The sequence below is a fragment of the Ruegeria sp. HKCCA5763 genome, assembly GCF_013034545.1.
GTDB lineage: Bacteria > Pseudomonadota > Alphaproteobacteria > Rhodobacterales > Rhodobacteraceae > Ruegeria.
The window spans coordinates 26,036-43,294 of the sequence record NZ_WQGF01000019.1 but is presented as its reverse complement, the minus strand read 5'-3'; the positions used below and the strand labels follow the sequence as shown (position 1 = coordinate 43,294).

General features: G+C 49.6%; 14 protein-coding genes. 8 read left to right on the top strand and 6 right to left on the bottom strand.

Going from position 1 to position 17,259, the window contains the following annotated elements; genetic code table 11:
* Positions 1-635, top strand: a 635-nt coding sequence (locus GOV89_RS21490; protein ID WP_171239061.1) for a LysR substrate-binding domain-containing protein, incomplete at its 5' end; no start/stop codon positions are given.
* 351 nt (positions 636-986) lie between these two features.
* Here GOV89_RS21490 and GOV89_RS21485 read toward each other — a convergent pair.
* Both GOV89_RS21485 and GOV89_RS21480 read right to left on the bottom strand, forming a co-directional pair.
* Positions 987-1,808 carry a class I SAM-dependent methyltransferase gene (locus GOV89_RS21485; protein ID WP_170486095.1) on the bottom strand — a complete coding sequence of 274 codons (822 nt, stop codon included), beginning with the start codon at positions 1,806-1,808 and terminating at the stop codon, positions 987-989.
* A gap of 86 nt (positions 1,809-1,894) precedes the next feature.
* Positions 1,895-2,749 carry a PHB depolymerase family esterase gene (locus tag GOV89_RS21480; RefSeq protein WP_170486094.1) on the bottom strand — a complete coding sequence of 285 codons (855 nt, stop codon included), beginning with the start codon at positions 2,747-2,749 and terminating at the stop codon, positions 1,895-1,897.
* Positions 2,750-2,961: 212 nt separating this feature from the next.
* On the opposite strand from GOV89_RS21480, the gene GOV89_RS21475 reads away from it, so the two are divergent.
* Both GOV89_RS21475 and GOV89_RS21470 read left to right on the top strand, forming a co-directional pair.
* The gene (locus GOV89_RS21475) at positions 2,962-4,803 is read left to right on the top strand and encodes an adenylate/guanylate cyclase domain-containing protein (RefSeq protein WP_170486093.1); all 1,842 of its coding nucleotides are present in this window, start codon (positions 2,962-2,964) and stop codon (positions 4,801-4,803) included.
* A gap of 164 nt (positions 4,804-4,967) precedes the next feature.
* Entirely contained in the window at positions 4,968-5,780 is an 813-nt protein-coding gene (locus GOV89_RS21470) for a hypothetical protein (RefSeq protein WP_170486092.1), read from the top strand.
* A gap of 474 nt (positions 5,781-6,254) precedes the next feature.
* On the opposite strand, the gene GOV89_RS21465 is transcribed toward GOV89_RS21470, so the two are convergent.
* A complete protein-coding gene (locus GOV89_RS21465; protein WP_171239060.1) occupies positions 6,255-6,959 on the bottom strand; it encodes an SDR family NAD(P)-dependent oxidoreductase in 705 nt (234 codons plus the stop codon).
* Between the two features lie 148 nt (positions 6,960-7,107).
* Here GOV89_RS21465 and GOV89_RS23145 point away from each other — a divergent pair, with 148 nt between their 5' ends.
* Positions 7,108-7,239: a DUF3291 domain-containing protein gene (locus tag GOV89_RS23145; RefSeq protein WP_171239064.1), complete on the top strand. Its 132-nt coding sequence runs from the start codon at positions 7,108-7,110 to the stop codon at positions 7,237-7,239.
* A 264-nt stretch (positions 7,240-7,503) separates the two neighbouring features.
* Positions 7,504-7,854 carry a hypothetical protein gene (locus GOV89_RS21455; RefSeq protein ID WP_171239059.1) on the top strand — a complete coding sequence of 117 codons (351 nt, stop codon included), beginning with the start codon at positions 7,504-7,506 and terminating at the stop codon, positions 7,852-7,854.
* Between the two features lie 54 nt (positions 7,855-7,908).
* Here GOV89_RS21455 and GOV89_RS21450 read toward each other — a convergent pair whose 3' ends face one another.
* Genes GOV89_RS21450 through GOV89_RS21440 form a run of 3 tightly spaced genes read right to left on the bottom strand, consistent with a single transcriptional unit; the run spans position 7,909 to position 12,362 of the window.
* Positions 7,909-9,210 (bottom strand): McrC family protein, encoded by a 1,302-nt coding sequence (locus GOV89_RS21450; protein ID WP_170541096.1) that lies wholly within the window; start codon positions 9,208-9,210, stop codon positions 7,909-7,911.
* Positions 9,211-9,216: 6 nt separating this feature from the next.
* Entirely contained in the window at positions 9,217-11,640 is a 2,424-nt protein-coding gene (locus GOV89_RS21445; protein ID WP_254435589.1) for an AAA family ATPase, read from the bottom strand.
* 53 nt (positions 11,641-11,693) lie between these two features.
* Positions 11,694-12,362, bottom strand: a complete 669-nt coding sequence (locus tag GOV89_RS21440; RefSeq protein ID WP_170679160.1) for a HEPN domain-containing protein — start codon at positions 12,360-12,362, stop codon at positions 11,694-11,696.
* A gap of 1,362 nt (positions 12,363-13,724) precedes the next feature.
* On the opposite strand from GOV89_RS21440, the gene GOV89_RS21435 reads away from it, so the two are divergent.
* The 3 genes from GOV89_RS21435 (at position 13,725) to GOV89_RS21425 (ending at position 17,022) form a co-directional block, all read left to right on the top strand.
* Positions 13,725-15,338 carry a hypothetical protein gene (locus GOV89_RS21435; protein WP_170679162.1) on the top strand — a complete coding sequence of 538 codons (1,614 nt, stop codon included), beginning with the start codon at positions 13,725-13,727 and terminating at the stop codon, positions 15,336-15,338.
* Between the two features lie 202 nt (positions 15,339-15,540).
* Entirely contained in the window at positions 15,541-15,855 is a 315-nt protein-coding gene (locus tag GOV89_RS21430) for a hypothetical protein (protein WP_171239058.1), read from the top strand.
* A gap of 165 nt (positions 15,856-16,020) precedes the next feature.
* Positions 16,021-17,022, top strand: a complete 1,002-nt coding sequence (locus tag GOV89_RS21425; protein WP_170679166.1) for an AraC family transcriptional regulator — start codon at positions 16,021-16,023, stop codon at positions 17,020-17,022.
* The last annotated feature ends 237 nt before the right edge of the window (positions 17,023-17,259 follow it).

Here is a 17,259-nt window from a genome sequence, read left to right as displayed (position 1 = left end):
GCGCGAAGGAATTGACGTCGACACAACCCATCCGTATCACCGCTTATTCGGCAAATTTCTCCGCACGCATGATCGAAATCGTAAACGAGTTTTCCGCCGACAATCAGGATGTCGCATTCGAGTTTTTATCCAGCGTTCGGGCACTGGACCTGATGGCTGGGGAGGCCGACATTGCTTTGCGCCTCGCAAGAACCGATCCTGATCCTGACCTGATCTGCCGGAAGATCAGCACGGCGCGCTGGTCTTTGTTCGGCAGCAGGAATTACGCGGACAAATTTGGCTTGCCGGGGTCACCCGATGATCTGACCGGGCATCAGTTTGTTACCTTTCAGCGGGACGATGTACCGAATGTATTCCACGAATGGCTGACCGATCACGTGGCACCGGAACAGATCGTCATGTCTTTTACCGAACTGGAGCTAATGCACGCGGCGATTAGATCAGGACAAGGTCTTGGGATCAGCAATGTGAAGTTGGTTGAAACAGACGTGTCCTTTATCCGATGCTTCGACGAAATCCCCGAACTTGCGGTGCCGCACATAATGCTCATTTCGCCTGAAGCCTATCGTCGGCCAGAGGTTAGAGCGTTCGTTAAGTTCTTCGCACCTCGTTACGCTGCGATCTACAAGTCGTGATCCAGTGAAAATAGGCTGAGACTCTGCTTTTTGACACGAGGGCAAACTCTTTTGCACAAAACGGCAGTGAAGGCTTTTCATCAACGTAGCGGAAGAACTCGATATATACTCCGACCGGCCAGCGAAGGAAGAATTGGCCGCGTCGTCAAAAAGAGTTCTGCCAAGGTGGCTGAGAACTCGGAGAAAATGAACGCCCTGAATTGAACAAAGGTGGTTGTTCAACAGGGAAACGCGGCAATTTCGTTTCGTGGGCCCGATGCCTGCCGACACTATTCAAGCAAGTTAGCCTCGGTCATGCCCGAGCTTAAAGGTCCAGCAAAAACCGGGCCGAGCGTCGGCGCAACCCCATCGTCAGGCCACGCAAATGAAGCGGTACGTTAACAAACGACGTTCGTCCAAAGCCAGAAGTTGGTTCTGAACCATATCGCTGGCGATTTCCCCAAATAGTATCTGAGTCGTAACCGGCACGGTGCTCTTAGACTTGGGCTTCGAAACTCTCGCCTTTAGCCATTCGTAGCTTTCAGCCGTTGAATCTTCTTCGTCCAAAATCCCAAAACCTGCATCTTGCAGCAAACTGACCATTTCTTTCGGGGTCGCGAGATAGCTGATTAAGGCATCCATGGCCCATGGTGTCGGATATACAACGTCACCACCTTCACCCTGTAGAATGTCATAAATGCCAAATCGTGCTCCCGGCTTCAGGACACGACGGGCCTCTTTGTACACCGAAAGCTTGTCCGGGATGTTCATTGCAACATGGACAGTTACCGCGCCATCAAAACTGCTGTCCGAAAATGGCAGCTTTGTTGCATCTCCCTGAATAAACGTGGTTTGTTCATTGAGAGCGACCCAATCTGAAATGGTCTTGGCTGCGTCGCAAAACTCTTGCGTCAGATCTATGCCAGTAACCTTGCCCTGTACTTCTTCAGCAATTGTTCTGGTGACCCCACCCAGGCCACTACCAATATCAAGCACATTCGAACCTGGCGCTAGCTCCAGTTTCTCCAGTAGCTGTAAAGTCGCCTGTCTGCCTCGAAAATGGAACTCATCGATAGGCTCAAAATCAGCGGCGCACAGTTTCTTCGGGTCAACGCCCGCGGCCTTCAGGCGATCAGCTATTTGGTCGATCAGGCTACGGCTGCGACCATAGTGATCGGAAACCTGTTCTTTCATTTTCCCACCCTTTCATCAAACAAGTCGGGTGCTACTGAATTCATCTACGACCAAAGCAACCGAAGGGTATAAGGGCACTCAAGTGTTCAAGGTATAGCTTCGAACCAATCGAGCACCGCGTCCCGCCATCCCTCCGGCACGCCGTGTCCACCTTTGGTGACTTTCAGCCGGATCGAGCCTGCCTCACAATCCATCCAGTCCTTCTGCATCGAGTCGTCATCGCCAAAGCTGTTTTCCGCGCTACCCAAGCAGGCGTTCTCGCGGCGCCAGACATCCAAGCCCTTCATGACGTTACCCTGGTGAAAATCAACACCCTCCCATGTCAGCTGTCGGCCTTCGAACGGCACCATTCGATCCTTGAAGCCATGTACGTGAAATAGGTGAACTGGCGCATCGCACTCAGTGGTCATGGGCTCCCAGAATGCTCCAGCCACAGCGGCAAAGCCTCTTGCCATCTCTGGCGCTTGGCACGCAATGTCCCAGACCATCGAACCGCCGCGGGAGAAACCTGCGATCAGTATTCTCGACGGGTCTATACCGAAGCGCTCCACCGCGTCGGCGCGCACGGCGTCGATAAAGGCGACATCATCCCGTGCCAGGTCATACCCGTCAGCCACGCCCCAATCGAGGTCTTTGTTATTAATACTGGGCTGCCCGCTCGGCATAATCACAGCGTAGCCGCGCCGGATGAAAGGATCGACATAGGCGGAGTTCTGGATCATCCCTTTCCCAGACCGTCCATAACCGTGCAACCAAATGACGGCAGGCGGTTCATCCGGAACATCTGGTAGGGCCACGTAGTACTCACCGCCTTCCAGTGTGCAAGGTACATCTGGCGCGCCACACTCTCCGTCCGAGGCAAAGGCCTCTTTCGGACTTGCAGCAATAACAGCAATGACAATACTGAGCGTCAAAATGCGATTGCGCGTTTCGGGTCGCATCAAAAGTGTACCTTTGTGGTTAGGTCACAGAAAATCATAGCACAGCGTTGCGCATCTCCGAAGGCAGCGGCCAAGCGTTTGTGAACTATCTGAAGTTTAGGCAAAGTTGGCCGGTCGATCTCTTTCCAAATGAGTAGTTATGAGCTTGGGTAAGAACTTAGATTTTGTTCGAGAACCCAGGTAACTTTCATTAAAGTGGTACGGGGGGACTTATGGAACGCCGTCTAACCGCCATTCTGGCTGCGGATTTTGTGGGATTCTCACGCCTGATCGGGCGTGATGAAGAGGGCACGATTACCACCCTAAAGAGCTACCGAAAACTCATTGATGACCTCATCTCAAACTATGGTGGTCGCGTGTTCGGCAGCGCGGGTGACAGCGTCATCGCTGAATTCACAAGTGCAACGGACGCGTCCCGCTGTGCATTGGAAATTCAAAGAGAACTGAAAGCTCGCAACCTCGATCTGCCGGAAAAAGGGCGCATGAACCTTCGTATCGGAATACATCTCGGTGACGTCGTGGCAGATGGCGATAATCTGCTGGGAGACGGCGTCAACATTGCCTCTCGGTTGGAAGCAATCGCACCGCCCGGAGGCATTTGTGTTTCCAAAGCAGTTGCCGATCAACTTTCGGGAAAGGTGGACGCGGAATTTGCGCATGCTGGCGCCCATGAATTGAAGAATATCGCTAATAAGGTCGAGGTTTGGACCTGGCCTCCGGAACTTGCGGTCAAACCCAAGCGCAGCGCAGCGATCCGATGGACTGCCGCGACGGCTGTTGTCGCCACAGTTACCGCGATTTCAGCTTTTTTTGTCTTTGGAAGAGATGATCCGCGCGACCTTCCGTCAGGTGCGCGGATTGTCATTATACCTTTTGAAACAATCGGGGAAAACAAGGAAGACGAGTATTTCGCTGAAGGTTTGACGCGTGATCTTAATGCCTTGTTGGCGAAGTTCTCAAACCTGTTTGTTATAGCTCCCGAAGCTGGCGCCGACTTCAGCAGTCAGATAGATTGCGAAGCGATCAAGGATGCGTTAGGGGCCGATTACATACTTGGCGGCACGGCCCAACGGTCTGACTCGAAACTGCGGGTGACAACTACGTTCATCAATGCAAGGACTTGCCGTCAACTCACGCCGCCGGGCCCCTTTGATATGGACCTAAGCATCTCAAATGTCCTGGATATCCAGGTTGAGATTGCAAGAAAGGTCGCCTCGCAAATCGGCTCAAGCGATGCCCCGTTGTTCAACGCTTCTGTACAGCAGGCTATCCGCGACAAGGCACCGGAAAACCTGGAAGCCTATGAATGCTATCTGTTGGGATTCTGGTTTTATCAAAGTTTCAGCATTGAAGCGCATCGCAAGGCTCGGGACTGTCTACTGCGAACCGTGAAGGAAGAACCTGGTTACTCTCTTGCTTGGTCGCGATTGGCCTTTAACTATCTCGAGTCTAAGAAACGATCATTCGACACCGATCCGGATTGGGCAAATAAGGCCCGAGACGCCGCCACACGTGCACTTGAGGAAGACCCGGACAATGCGGATGCGCACTACGCCCTGGCAATCCTCAGCAGAATGACGGGAGAAGACAAGGCGGTCTTCTTTGAACACGCAAAGAACGCCACGGAGCTTAGTCCCAATGATTCCTGGATCCTCGCGGATCTGGGTATCTTTCTTGCTTACTCCGGCGAGTTTGAAAAAGGTAAAGAGTGGATTTCCCGCGCAAAAGACCTCAACCCCAAACTTCATCCTGGCTACAACAACGCTTGGGTGCTGCACGCGATCTTGCAAGACAATTATGATGAAGCACAAAAAGTCATCTTGAGCTGGGGTACGCCGAAATCCACCATGTCGATGGCAAGCCTGACTGCAAGCTATGCTTTGGACGGCGAGCAACAAAAGGCGCAAGAGATGGCGCGACGCTTGCAAAACGAACACCCGGAGTTTCTTGACGATCCACGCGCACCGTATCGAGCACGTGGAATGCCAACGGAGCTGATCGAAAAGATAATGGATGGGCTTCGCATTGCCGGTATTGAAGTTTCAGAGAACTAACGCCGAGATTGCTTGCAAACATCGCCTTCAGAAGGGCGGGCATAGAATGTTTGTAGCGGTTTTGGAACCAAGTTGCGCTTGCTACCTAACGCTGTTGCCGACACCGAATTAGGAGATTCGTTATTTCAAAGGACAGTTTTGCGGACACAGAGATTGGAAGACACTTGGCGGACGCTGCACGTCGTTGCCGCATGGTTTTCTTCACTGGATTACCGGCATCTGGAAAGTCATTCCTGTTGCGTCAGCAGATATCCATTGCGATCTCCTTGGGACGTCGTGTGCATATCATGCGTTGGGATACGGGGCTCGCGGCGTTTCAAACCGAAGATATACTCGCGAGGTATCCGGATGTTTCGGATGGAACTCATCCGTTGATCCGAAAGGCAGCCGGGCTGTGGGGGCGGAGAGCACTGGCGCGATGGCTGGCGGAGAATACCGACCCCACAGGCATGATTGTCGGTGAAGTCCCTATCATCGGAAACAGGTTTTCAGAGTTCATCCAGGCGCAGCCGGATCAGCTTGAGCCTGCCTTAGCTTCAGAGGAAACCAAATTCATTTATCCGGTTCCCACAAAGGGCTTGCGTGCCAATCTCGAAGCTATTCGAAGATCTACGTTTGCGAACCCCAGACATCCTGATGAGGCTAGGGACGCGCCACCATCCACAATGGAACTGGCTTGGCGTTTAACGTGTGCCAAGGCCGCAGAATTGGGCTTAATCTCTGAAGCGGATATTCATTCTCCGTACGAGGAGCTGATCTATGTGCGGTTTTTTGAGCACCTGCTGCAACACCGAAACGTTGTCAGAATTGCGGTCGATACGATTTATTCAGATGCCGGGTCAGCCCATGACCTGAATGCGAACGTCTTAGAACTCGGTGCTAGCTCAGACGAAGTAAAGTACGCAATCGCAGAGGTAGAGACTACTTTTTCAGCCGAAGCAGCCGCCCGAGAAGTTGAAAACTGGTATCGGGTGTAATCTCGGACAAAAGTCTGTTCGGTTGGCATTTCGGAATTTGCAAAGCTTGGTTGCGAAGGTCCGCGAATGGGATGTACCGGCTGCTTCACCCAGCAGGTTATTCGAGCTTTGGGGCGCATCGCGGAGGCAGCTCCATAAGAAGATTTGCGGGCTGTTGTAGATGAACTATCTGCGGTCAGAGATGAGACCCGAGAAAGCGATATGCTTGAGCGCGATATTGATAAGTTTTGTGGCCAGGTCGAAACCGCAATTGAAGGGTTTTAGTCAACCGTCCTGGACCTTTGTAGTCCAGTTCGGCTGGGGGATGGTTAGTGAGTGGGCCATCCCCCAACTTATAGAGAAGTGCTCAAGTTCTCGGCGTGCCTAAAAGGTCAAAAAGACAACCATAGGGCGCTAAAAGAAAACGACAGCTTTGTCTGCTTTTCAGGAAATTCAAAGTCCTCTTGTGAATGGCTGCTTCGGGCTGTCAGAGAGCTACCACTTTTCTCCGAAGGGGCGAATGTCGAGTTCGAATGTCCAGGCCGACTTGTCTTGTCGCACCAACATCAGAGCTGTCTCCGCAATCCGCTCTGGCTTGATAAAGAAGTCATCGGGTTCATCTGGTGCAAAGTTCGTTCGAGTGTCCTCGGTGTCGATCACACCGTCGATAACGAGATACGCCACATGTACACCCCTAGGACCGAGTTGCTTTGCCAGTGCATTTGCCAGCGTACGTTGGGCAGACTTTGAAGGCGCAAAAACAGTAGTCCAAACGTTCCCACGAAGCGCAGCGGTCGCGCCCGACACAATGATCACTCCGGAACCACGTTCGACCATCTGAGGCCCTAGAAGCTTTGCGGTAGTAAAAAGACCAAGAGCCCCGACGCGCCAACTCTGCTCGAACTGGAGCTCCGAAACGTCTTCAAGCGTTCCAAACTGTGCGAGGTCTGCGTTGTAGATAACGACATCAATTTCGCCTAGTTCGCTCTGGACTGTGGCAAGCGCTTTCTTCAAGTTTTCAGGGTCTCCGGCGTCGCATCTGTAGGATCGAACTGACGTATCAGTTGAACCGTCGTCACCGAGTGTGGCGCCCGAACGACTCAGCAGTGCGAGAGAGTAACCGGCCTGCTTGAAAACCTCAGCATATGCGGCACCCAAGCCCGGGCCAAAACCGATGATGAGACATACCTTGCCATCCATGACTTCTTCTCCTTACAGCTTTAGTCTCTTTGCAATCGTAGCACGAAACCTCTTGTTTCGTTCGGTGAGGGGCGGCAAAGTTCGCAAAGCTGGAATTGCAAAGTCTTGTTTTTAATGTCGGGTTTGGGCTGCTGCTCGACAGACGAGTATCTGGCCAATCTGGGCTGGCCATATCCCGAGCCTGACAGAAGGAAAGGAAAGACTTCTTCGGTTGAGAACAGATGGGCCAAGTCCGGAGGCTTACGACTTTGCAACTGGCAAAGATATGGTTGTTAAATAAGCAGCCCAGCGACCTCAAATCTGGATCGACTATCCTTAACCCGTTGCTTACTCCTGAACCACCAAGTCTTCAAAACGCCTGGCTCCAGCTTCTGGTAATGTTGCGAAACGAATTCCATCAAGACCAATCTCATCTCGGAGCTTTGCCAGATGTTTCAGGTCATAACCAGAGTCTTGAGGTACGACTAAGAGCGCCTCTGGTACAAGTCTCCTAAGGAGCCAAAGATACCTGCCCAATGCTGGTATGCCCTATGCACGCGCTATTATGGCCGACGCTTCTGAGCAATGCCTGCGAGAACATGGCGTGCTGATACCTTCTCGAAACTCTCGTGCCTACGAAGCTGTGCGGGAATGTTTGAAGATATTGGGGGAATATGAGCTTTCCGTGACTGAAAGTGGATTTGCTTCATACACTTGGCGGATGTTCATGTCCGGTGATTATGCTTCGGCCATTGATGTAATTGCTCATCAGGTTCAATTCGGAGGCTTCGACCCTGACGGAAAACTGTTCAACCTGAATACAATCTGGGAAACTGTCGTTGTTCGCTTTCCGGACGTATTTGACAGCAATGCGGTTGCATCCGCCCAAAGTCGACTTGGGAAATTGATACAGTAGAACAAGATCCAATGGGCAAAGACTTACAATGAAGCCAGGATCTAAATAGTCGTTTCAAATCGCCATCGTCTGCGTCTTGGAAGCTTCAGCAGGTGCGATTTTGCGAAAAAAATCTCGCCATTCAGTGGGAGAGCGACGTCGAGAGACGTCAACACTACAAATTGAGAGTGGCAACCCTGAGCCCGACAAAATCCAGTTTTTTAGAATTCCTTCATTTGTCCCCAGGTCGGAAGGATGTGGATACAACAAAACAAGTCGAGGCTTCGCACTGTCGTTCGAATAACCATGGCCATAGGCCAGCATTTGGTAAACATCAGATTGGGCAACACCGAGCTTCTTTTGATCTGTGATGTCCAAGCTTTTCCACTTTGTATCAACTATGACGGGCCCCGATGGATAGTCAAAAACCAGGTCCGGGATCATCCGAAAGAGCTTGTTCACAAGCACATGATGCTTCGCGTGCTGCTTGCGTACGATTTCGCTACCAATTGTTTGCTGAGCTCGTCGAGCAACGTATCTCTCAAAAAGTTCATTCATAGGAAACAAGAGAGATGTACCGGTTGTTTCGCCGGAAGTAGTACTCTGCCAATTCCCTGTCAAAAGGAGTCGTGCCAAAGGAACCAGGTCTTTGAATGCAGCCGTGCTTCGATCCAATTGCACAGGCTCATTCAGAGCATTTTCTGATTTTCCAACGTATCGAAGACCGTCCAATATTTGGTGCAGTTCTCTTTGAGTTTCTTGAGTTCTCGAAATCCCAAGTACAGCCGTTGAGGCAGCTTTTAATAGGCGATTCAGAGGTGTGTCCTCAGAAAGATCGTCGAATTGGCAGTACAGTTGCGTCGGCGCTACAGGTCTTTTCGTGAGCTGCTGCACAACTTTTAGTGTTCCGCGGACAAAAGGAAGCTCCTCGTCATTTGTCCGATACTGTCTTTGTAAACCTGCCTGCATAGCCTTTTTAAGTCGACGCACAAAGATCTGGATCAGTAACTCTAGCAAGTCATGTCTTTGGGTTGCGAGAAATGCGCTTTCGCTATCCGAAACATTCAGATCGTGAGCGACTGAAAGCATTCGAATTAGGGCGTGTTTACTTTCGGCACCAGATAGCCCTTCGATCTTCGGCAAGATTTCAACCGCTCGATCTTGCGTGCTGACTACACCGCAAACCTGTCCGGCTTTTAGACCATTCACAACCCTCGTGAGGACTGCACCTTCATGTAAGTGCAGACACCCGGCCGCTTTTTCAGCAGTTTTCTGCAAGCGGTCGACTTGCTCCTCGGAAAGTCCGTTTTCGCCAAGCCTGATCAAACCCCATTCTTTTGTAGTTAGGGTTTTTTGACGATAGCTAACACTATGCATCCAGCGTCATCCCTCTTGTTCTGTGGAGATACCCAAGAGTTCGTCATACGCCTCGGGGCCGTACTCGCCCAGCTCAAGATAGTTGTCTAAAAACCGATACCTGGGCTCTTCATAATCCACCTGCATTCCTGGTGGGGTTTGGATTCGTTCACGACGCAAAAAGCTGTCGCCGCCCCCCAAAATTGCGCGAACTCGCCCAAGATCTTCGTGGAAATATTCACGCAGTAAGGGAACCACCTTATTCCCAATTACACCGTCAAGGTCAGAGAGATCTTGGACATTTGTAAAATAGCCGTGGCCAATTAAATGATCGGCCCCCAAGAACCACTCCAGTCTTTGATTGATCGCTTTTAGCACTTGATCCAAGGGTATACCTTCGACGACCATGCCCTCTAGAACTTCGTATTTGGGAGGCAACTCTTCGAAGACAAAACGGCGCCTAAGTGCTGTGTCGAGCAAAGCAATAGATCTGTCAGCGGTGTTCATCGTACCAACGATGTGTAGATTAGATGGCAAGGAGAAGGCTTCACCTGAATATGGAAGCGAAACAGTCAATTCATTAAGAGCACCGATACGCTTGTCTTCTTCCAAAAGAGTAATGAGTTCTCCCAGCACCTTGGAGATATTAGCGCGATTGATCTCATCAATAATCAGTACGTGAGCAGGATGAAGATCAGAAGTTGCGTCGGGTTCAAGATAAGCCAACAAAGTTGGCCAGTTTATTCGCTTTGGATAGAGTTGATAAATCGATTGCTGTGAAAAGTTACTTTCATAGATGTCGCCAACTTCAAGCCCAATCTCGTCTTCTGACTGCCATCGCCACTCGACCTTTCTACGATGTGGGTAGCGTGCGTCTATTTCGAATTCATATTCGCCAGTTACTACACCGACGGCTCGAAAACGCCGATTTCCCTGACTGGCAACAACTATATCCCCCACCCGCAATTCGTTTCGTAGTTGGTTGATGAACTCTATGTTTGGGTTTTTACCTGTCGCTTCTGCTTCACCGGGTTCTTCTCGCCAGCGTTCAGCAATTGCGCGAAAGCTGCCGTAGGCGGCGTCAGACCAGTCTATTTCTCCTCCGTAGCCTAAAGAAATAATACCTTCCTCATAGGCTTCGGCGCGAATGTTGTCATCTTCCGGGTTCCAGGCCCGACCCAATGAAATCTTGAAAATCTTCTTGTCAGAATAGTCGCTTTGACTTGTCAACCTCGCGGGCCTTTGCTTCGCGCGTTCCGCGATCCGTTTTAGTACACCTGATCGAGGTGTCAGACGGAACCCCGCCGATTGAACCGCGTCGCTGTCTTCATCGCCAGTTTCCGGACGCAAACCTTCGACAAATTCTTCATAGCTGTAGTTTTGATGAAAAGTTACAAATTCAACGCGCTTTTCTGCCTGAAGCTCAGCATACCTTTTCATAAGCTTTGAACGTGTTGCCGGAACTTGTCCGTCGCATATGGCTACGGCCCGTCGTGCTGTTTCGTAGGTTTTGCCTGTACCCGGAGGGCCATAGAGGATTGTGTTCAGAGATTGCCGTTTATTACGAGCAACTGGCTCGACCGGCTCGTCATTCGATTCAACTGATACCGATGAACCTTGGAACGCTTGTGCAGTTTTTGATTTTTTTGTCTTTGTAGGTCGCCATTGCGCTACAAACTCATCCAAATAGAAATCCAATGGATCTGTTCGTTGTTTTTCGATCTCTTCCCGAAGCTCCAATAATTCATGATCCACACGTGATAGCTCCCACTTGTTGACTTCCCTTATCGGAACATCTCGGAGCGTAGAAACAATCATCTTTTTGTCTTTGAAGCTGCTAATGCGCTCGAAACTATCTGGGAAAACTAGGTGCGTCAGAATATGACGAAGCTGACGGTTTTCCCCATCTGCTACACTCAACAACCAGTCGTTAAATTTCCACGGTTCATTTGCAAGCTCACTTTTTTCTACTTGCGACTTTGATTTGAAATCACGCATTGCGTTGATGAAAAATACATACTCACGCCATCTGTGCGTGTTGTATGCCGTTCCTGTGTGACCGATTCCCCCCAGACACTCTTTGGTCAACAGGTGATGGCTCTCGTCCAAATCTTCATCCGACCAAGACCAGATTAGTTGGATATCTGATCTCTTCTTTTCAGGCGTGATCCGTGAAGCAAACAACAGCAGCAACCAAGTCACCTCAGCCATCAGCTGTTTGCCTTGCGATGAGCATCGCGAGAGTTGATCTTCAAGTTTCTCGTAGAAGTTTCCTTCTCCTTCGTCCAAGTTTTGCACAAAGTACAGATCAAGCTCGTCGAACAGTTCTTTTGTCCAACGGCTTTCGCCTGCCAAAAACAAGGACCCGTCCGTCTCAAGACAGTTCTGAACCCAAACACTTGCAGCTTCGTACACAGGCGCTGCGTGCTCATGCGGATTATATCGAGACATGCTACCTGGCTCCTCCGAGGACATTTTTGTTTTTCACACTGGTGGTAATGGGCCTAATTCTCAACCACAGGATAATATGGTTGTCCCCAATTCTCCCCGGGATGATCCATCATGATGTCAATGAATACAGGAACTAAAAAGGACAAGATGACCGCTCCGTCTCGGACTTGTTCCCGGTTTGCAGAACTTTTCCACGTAGATCCACCGTGAATCAGTTGGTTGCGTAAGACATAAAGCCGCTCAAACAACTTGCTTAAGACCTGAGCGCTGTCTTGCGCTTGTATTGCGTTCGTGAATGCGCGCGAGGACGTCACAAAGCGCCGCTCCCAATCTTCAAAACCTGGCTTACCGTTAAAGTGATGCCAAAAAGCGCTGAAGATGAATCTGTTGCTCATCAGGCTTCGTATTGGCCCTGAGAATTTTTTCCAGATCGCATCATAGATTCGCTGCTCATCATCCAGTGAAACCAGCTTTGAAAAAAATTCAGTGTATACCGTCCGCTCAGTGGCCGCATACTCATGGAACGCGTCTTCTCTAGCGTATGCGGCATTGAAAGCGATCCAAAGAAAAACAAACTGAGCATCGTTATCGTCGCTAAGCGTTTCGGCTCTCCCAAGCCAGCTTAGGGCTCTATGAACTCGCAAACCAAGGCCCTCAGGAAACCCATTTCGAATTTCCCTCTGCTTTGACTTCAAGTTGGTATGAGATAGATCCAAAGTCATTTTCCGACCTTTCGACACTTCGCTCGCACAGCAAGTCTGGCATTTAGCTCAGCATTTTTGTCACACTAATCAGCGTGCTGATACCTGGCGACTGCTAATTCAAAATGTACCAAAGTGACGAATTATTGTTCATGTATAGGCAGAAATTTGAAATTCCGCGATCTGGGCAAGATCCACTTTCTCATCGGTGTAGACTGGTGTGAATTGGAATACAATTACAGCACCGATAATACCTAGAACAAACTGTGTCAGAGCTTTATTCGCAAACATTTATTCATCCCTTATTTGGTTGACGAATGGTTCGAGTACCTTGATGGCTCGAACAGCAAGTCTTCACGTCTTCAAGTTGTGTTGCTCTTGAGATAAAACATTATATTGTGTGCCAGATTTTTTTTCCGTGCTGCCACTATTTGTGGCTCAGTTCATCTGATTTTTTGTAAATATATGAAAAAATGTCATATTTTAGGGGTTAAGGTGTTGATAAGACTTGCCGCAGAAAGCCAGCGGCTTTTTTGTGCAATTTAATATGTGCCAATCGTAATGATAGCGGTGGTATAAAATACATGCGAGCAGGCCATGAAATTTAGTCTCCGAACTCGAAGAGGCTTTGACCAAAGCGCAAATGCTCGCGCGGAAACATGAGAAAACTTCCAAGATTCACATCAATGAAATCAATGTTGAAAACGCAAGTTTGTAAGCGCCCCTACAACCTCGTAGGAATCCCCGCAAAATAGATTGAGCCCAATCATTTGGCAGCACTTTCACGTTCTCTGGCGTAGATTAAAAAGTTCGGTTGTGTCCCCATGACTAACTCAGCCTTGAAACAAGATAATTGATCGGAGGAAAAGATCGTGAAGAATTTGGTATTGATAGCAGCGGCACTGCCTTTAGTTGCGGCGTGTACAAATGTAGACGGAACTGCCGCGATTACGCGCATTGAAAGCCCGATTTGGCACAGCGCGACGCCTATGGAAACCAAACGCGCACATTTCACCAAGAAGTGCCAAAATTTTGGTTTTGTTCCGGGCACCCAAGAAATGACGCAGTGTGTAATGACCACTTGGCAGCAGTCAGAGGCAAATTCTGGGGCCGCTCAAACGGGTGCTGCTCTTATTGCGCTTGGCGCTGAAACATTGAATAGCCCGGCACCGGCCCCCCAAAGATCACATTGCACAGTGACTTCTACAGGCGCACGCTCAGGCGTTGTCGGGCACGTGAGTTGCTAGAAACGCCGCTACTCACCCACTGAGTTTATGTCCCTTCCTAGAAACTAACCGATGCTCAAAATATGACGCAATTCAGGGTTTACTTTGAGCAACGGTCTCTGCTCGAATTTAGGTGAAGTCGGCATAGGACAACTTGATGAAGCTAACTACTCGAATAGGGTTTCCAGCGGTGACCAGATCTGGTCGAGACGCAGGATTCGAGCAAATCAGCACGAAAGGGCCAAAGGTGCAGATCAAAGATCTTCTGGGGGTCCTAGCGCTGCTTGTGCTGCTTGTTCAGCCGGCTTGGTCAAAGGAAATGACCTTTGACATAATCTACGCGAACCACAGCAACTACGTGGTAGCTGATGGTGAGATAACTTCAGATACCCCTAATGTATTTCGAGAGTTTCTCAACTCAGAGCCATTTGATGGTTTCACCTTTTATATCGATTTGAACTCACGGGGTGGCAGCCTTTTTGGGGGCATGGCGCTCGGGAAAATGATACGGGAACAGGGGTTGATCGCGCGCGTTGTCTCGTATCGCCAGAGAACAGAAGGCGATGACTATTGGCGCCCCAAGGAAGAGCCCGGGATATGTATGTCGGCTTGTGCTCTCGCCTTCCTTGGAGGGGAAAGCAGGGAGTTAAGGGACGATTCAATTCTCGGTTTCCACCAGTTCAGCAGCGCGGCCAACGCAGCAGGCCAAGTAGCTGATGTCTATGAAACTGAAGTTATGACACAAACCCTTTCTGGAATTGTTCACAGCTACATTTCGTCTATGGGAATATCGCCAGACCTTTTCTCAAGAATGAGCATGACAATACCTGAGGAGATGTACATTCCGACATTTGAGGAGTTAACGTCGTTCAACATTCTGCCTGCCGATGCATTCAGCAATTTCACTTTGGAACCTTATGGTGAAGGTGTTTTTGCATACGCAACCTTCCCGGGAAATGTAGAAGGCAGAAATATCATCGGAAAAGTCTCTGTGTTCTGCCGAGCTGAAGTCCCATTTTTGCTTCTTTCGCTGCTTGAAGATCAGAAACAGATTGATGAACGCACAATGGGCCTCGCTCAAGAGATGGTTAGCGGTTTTTCCCTGTGGGCACCGCCCGGAAAACCAAAATTAGAGTATCCACCGCAGAACGTGCGTTTTTATAGTAACAGTCACGCCGTGGCGGAAATCCAAATTGACTCTCGCGGTGTAGATTTGCTGTCAGGTGAGGCGAAAGGCGTGGTTCGGTTACCCGGTGCACTTGGCATTAGCATGTATTTCCATCTTCGTCCGAATGAGTCGGACAAGCGCCTGATGAGGAGTGCGTTTCAGCTCTGCATTAGTGGAGAGCAACCCGAAGACGAGGGCCGTAGCAGCGTAAAAGATGATCTCGTCGACCGCTATAATGCGGAAGGAATTTACAAAAATTACCTCGCGGGTTGGTCGCTTCCTAACACGTCGGCGATGAGAGCAATGGAGAATGCCTACAGCTCAAAAATCGAATTTTACGGTAGTATGTTGAGTAAAACAGCGTTGTTAAAAGAAAAGCAAAAATTCGCTGAGCGTTGGCCAAATAGAGATTACACTGCCAGGGACGGAAGCTTCGATATTTCTTGTTCAGGGGACTTGTGCGTTGTCGCCGCAATGATCGACTGGTTTGCACATAGCCCTGACAGAGGGAAAACGGCGCGCGGTGTGGCTTGGTACGAATTAGGGTTCGACACAAAAACGGGGCAAATAGTCTTCGAGAACGGTGAAAGCAGGAAAGAGTAACGTTCAGGAAGCGAGTTTCATTTTGACGCCTGGAGTTAACTTTTTGGCAGAATCTATAAAGAAACCTTTCTCTCAAACCTTCATTTTATCAGAGGGTTAAAGAGGAAGGTTACTTGAAATGAATTATGAAACTCACATGGCGATTTCGAATTCTGTGCAAGGGGCAATGCTCCTGACATGGCTGGGATTTTTGATTTTTGGCATGACACGGAAAGCGTACGCACCAATTGATGGTTTGACGTTCTTTGGTTTTACTTTTGGTGTTCCACTTGTCTGGAAGGTGCTTGTTTCGTACGGAATTCCGTCGACCTTCAATACTTGGACCGAGGCGCATGCAGTCAACGCTCTGATGTTGATTGGGCAGGGCTATCTAGCCTACTTCGTCGGAACAGTCTTGGCGCGACGCGCTTCGATGCTAAACCGTGATTGGACCTGGGGCTTGTGGATTTTTTTGCCCTTCGCGGTGTTCATGCTGCCGTTCGTTGGTCCCAAGACACCAAACGTCAAATTTGCCTAATTCAAATTGGCCGGTTTGCTTTTCCAAGAGGGCGTGTTGATCAGCGTCCTCTGTTGCCTATACGCCAGTGCAAACCTGTAAATTCTGGACGCAGCCGACTAACATTTTGAAATCTGATCCCTCAGCAATAGGATTTTGGAAAATCGAATTCAAACTGGTGTGTTCATGGAAGTCGATGCCTCTAGGCTCACGCATTTAATCGGCGAGTTAGAAAAACTTTCTGGTGACAAAGGAATAGCTGAACGAGTGCTCAAGAAGAGTGGTTTGACGCGCAAGGACGCAGCGCCAAACGCCAAGCACTATGAGTACAAAAAAGAAGCTTTGTTTGTGAGGGAGGCCTGCGACGCTTTAGGCGACGTAACATTTGGAGCTCGGGCGGGTGCGACCTGGCGAGTTTCAAATAGCTTAACAGGCTACATCAGTAAGTATTCTAAGGACCTGCGAGCTGCTGTAGAAAACACCGCAAGGTTTCATGAGATCATCGATCCGGCTGTCCAATACATTCTGAAAGTATCCGGAAACGCTGCGTCTTTCGAAGTGACATGGAAGGATCCAAGCTACTCTAAATTCCATAGGCATACTGAATTTTTGTTGTTTGGAGTGTTGTCCAGAATGCGGGCGATTACGCAAACCAATTTCTTTCCGATAGAAATGCGGTTCGACCACGAGGTTAGAAAATCAGCTGAGAAGTTTCAAAAATTGGCGGGTTTCCCCGTCGTCTTTGGGTCGGAAAGTCTTGAAATCATTTTGCCGCTTTCCGCGCTAGACTTGGCGATACCGACCTATGATTTGAGACTGAGAGAGCATCTTTCTGAATATGGAGAGCGCCTACTGCGAGAGCAGGTTAACGGACATCAAACACTTCGATCCCGAATAGAAGGTTTGTTGACGACCTCACTCCCGGCGCGAATTCTGTCGGCAGATGAGGTTGCAGCCAGCCTCGGAATGAGCCCTAGGACTTTTGCGCGTCGTCTCAAAGAGGAGAGGCTCACATTCCGTTTAATTGTGGACGAACTTAGGTTTGATCTCGCAAAGACTTTTATGAAAGATGATATGGCGTTTTCTGAGATCGCATTTGCGCTCGGCTATGCCGACCAAGCCGCATTCTCCACAGCTTTCAAACGTTGGACCGGCGTTGCACCAAGGGGCTACTCACTGCTCAACTGATCCAGCTCTTTGATTGCGAGCTTAAATGGCGCGCGCAGGGGATGCTCGTTAGCACATCCTAAGAAGCCGAGTGCATCAACAGGCAAATTAGCCGATTGTGTTTCTGAAAACCCTTCTGTTGATTTCCTGTCTGAAGTCGTTGATGGCGCAGAAGTTCCTAGCTTTCAGTGAAAGTAGGAATTTGCCCGGAACTGGCATGACAAAAAAAGCTTTTGGCCGCATCTCGCAATTAATTCG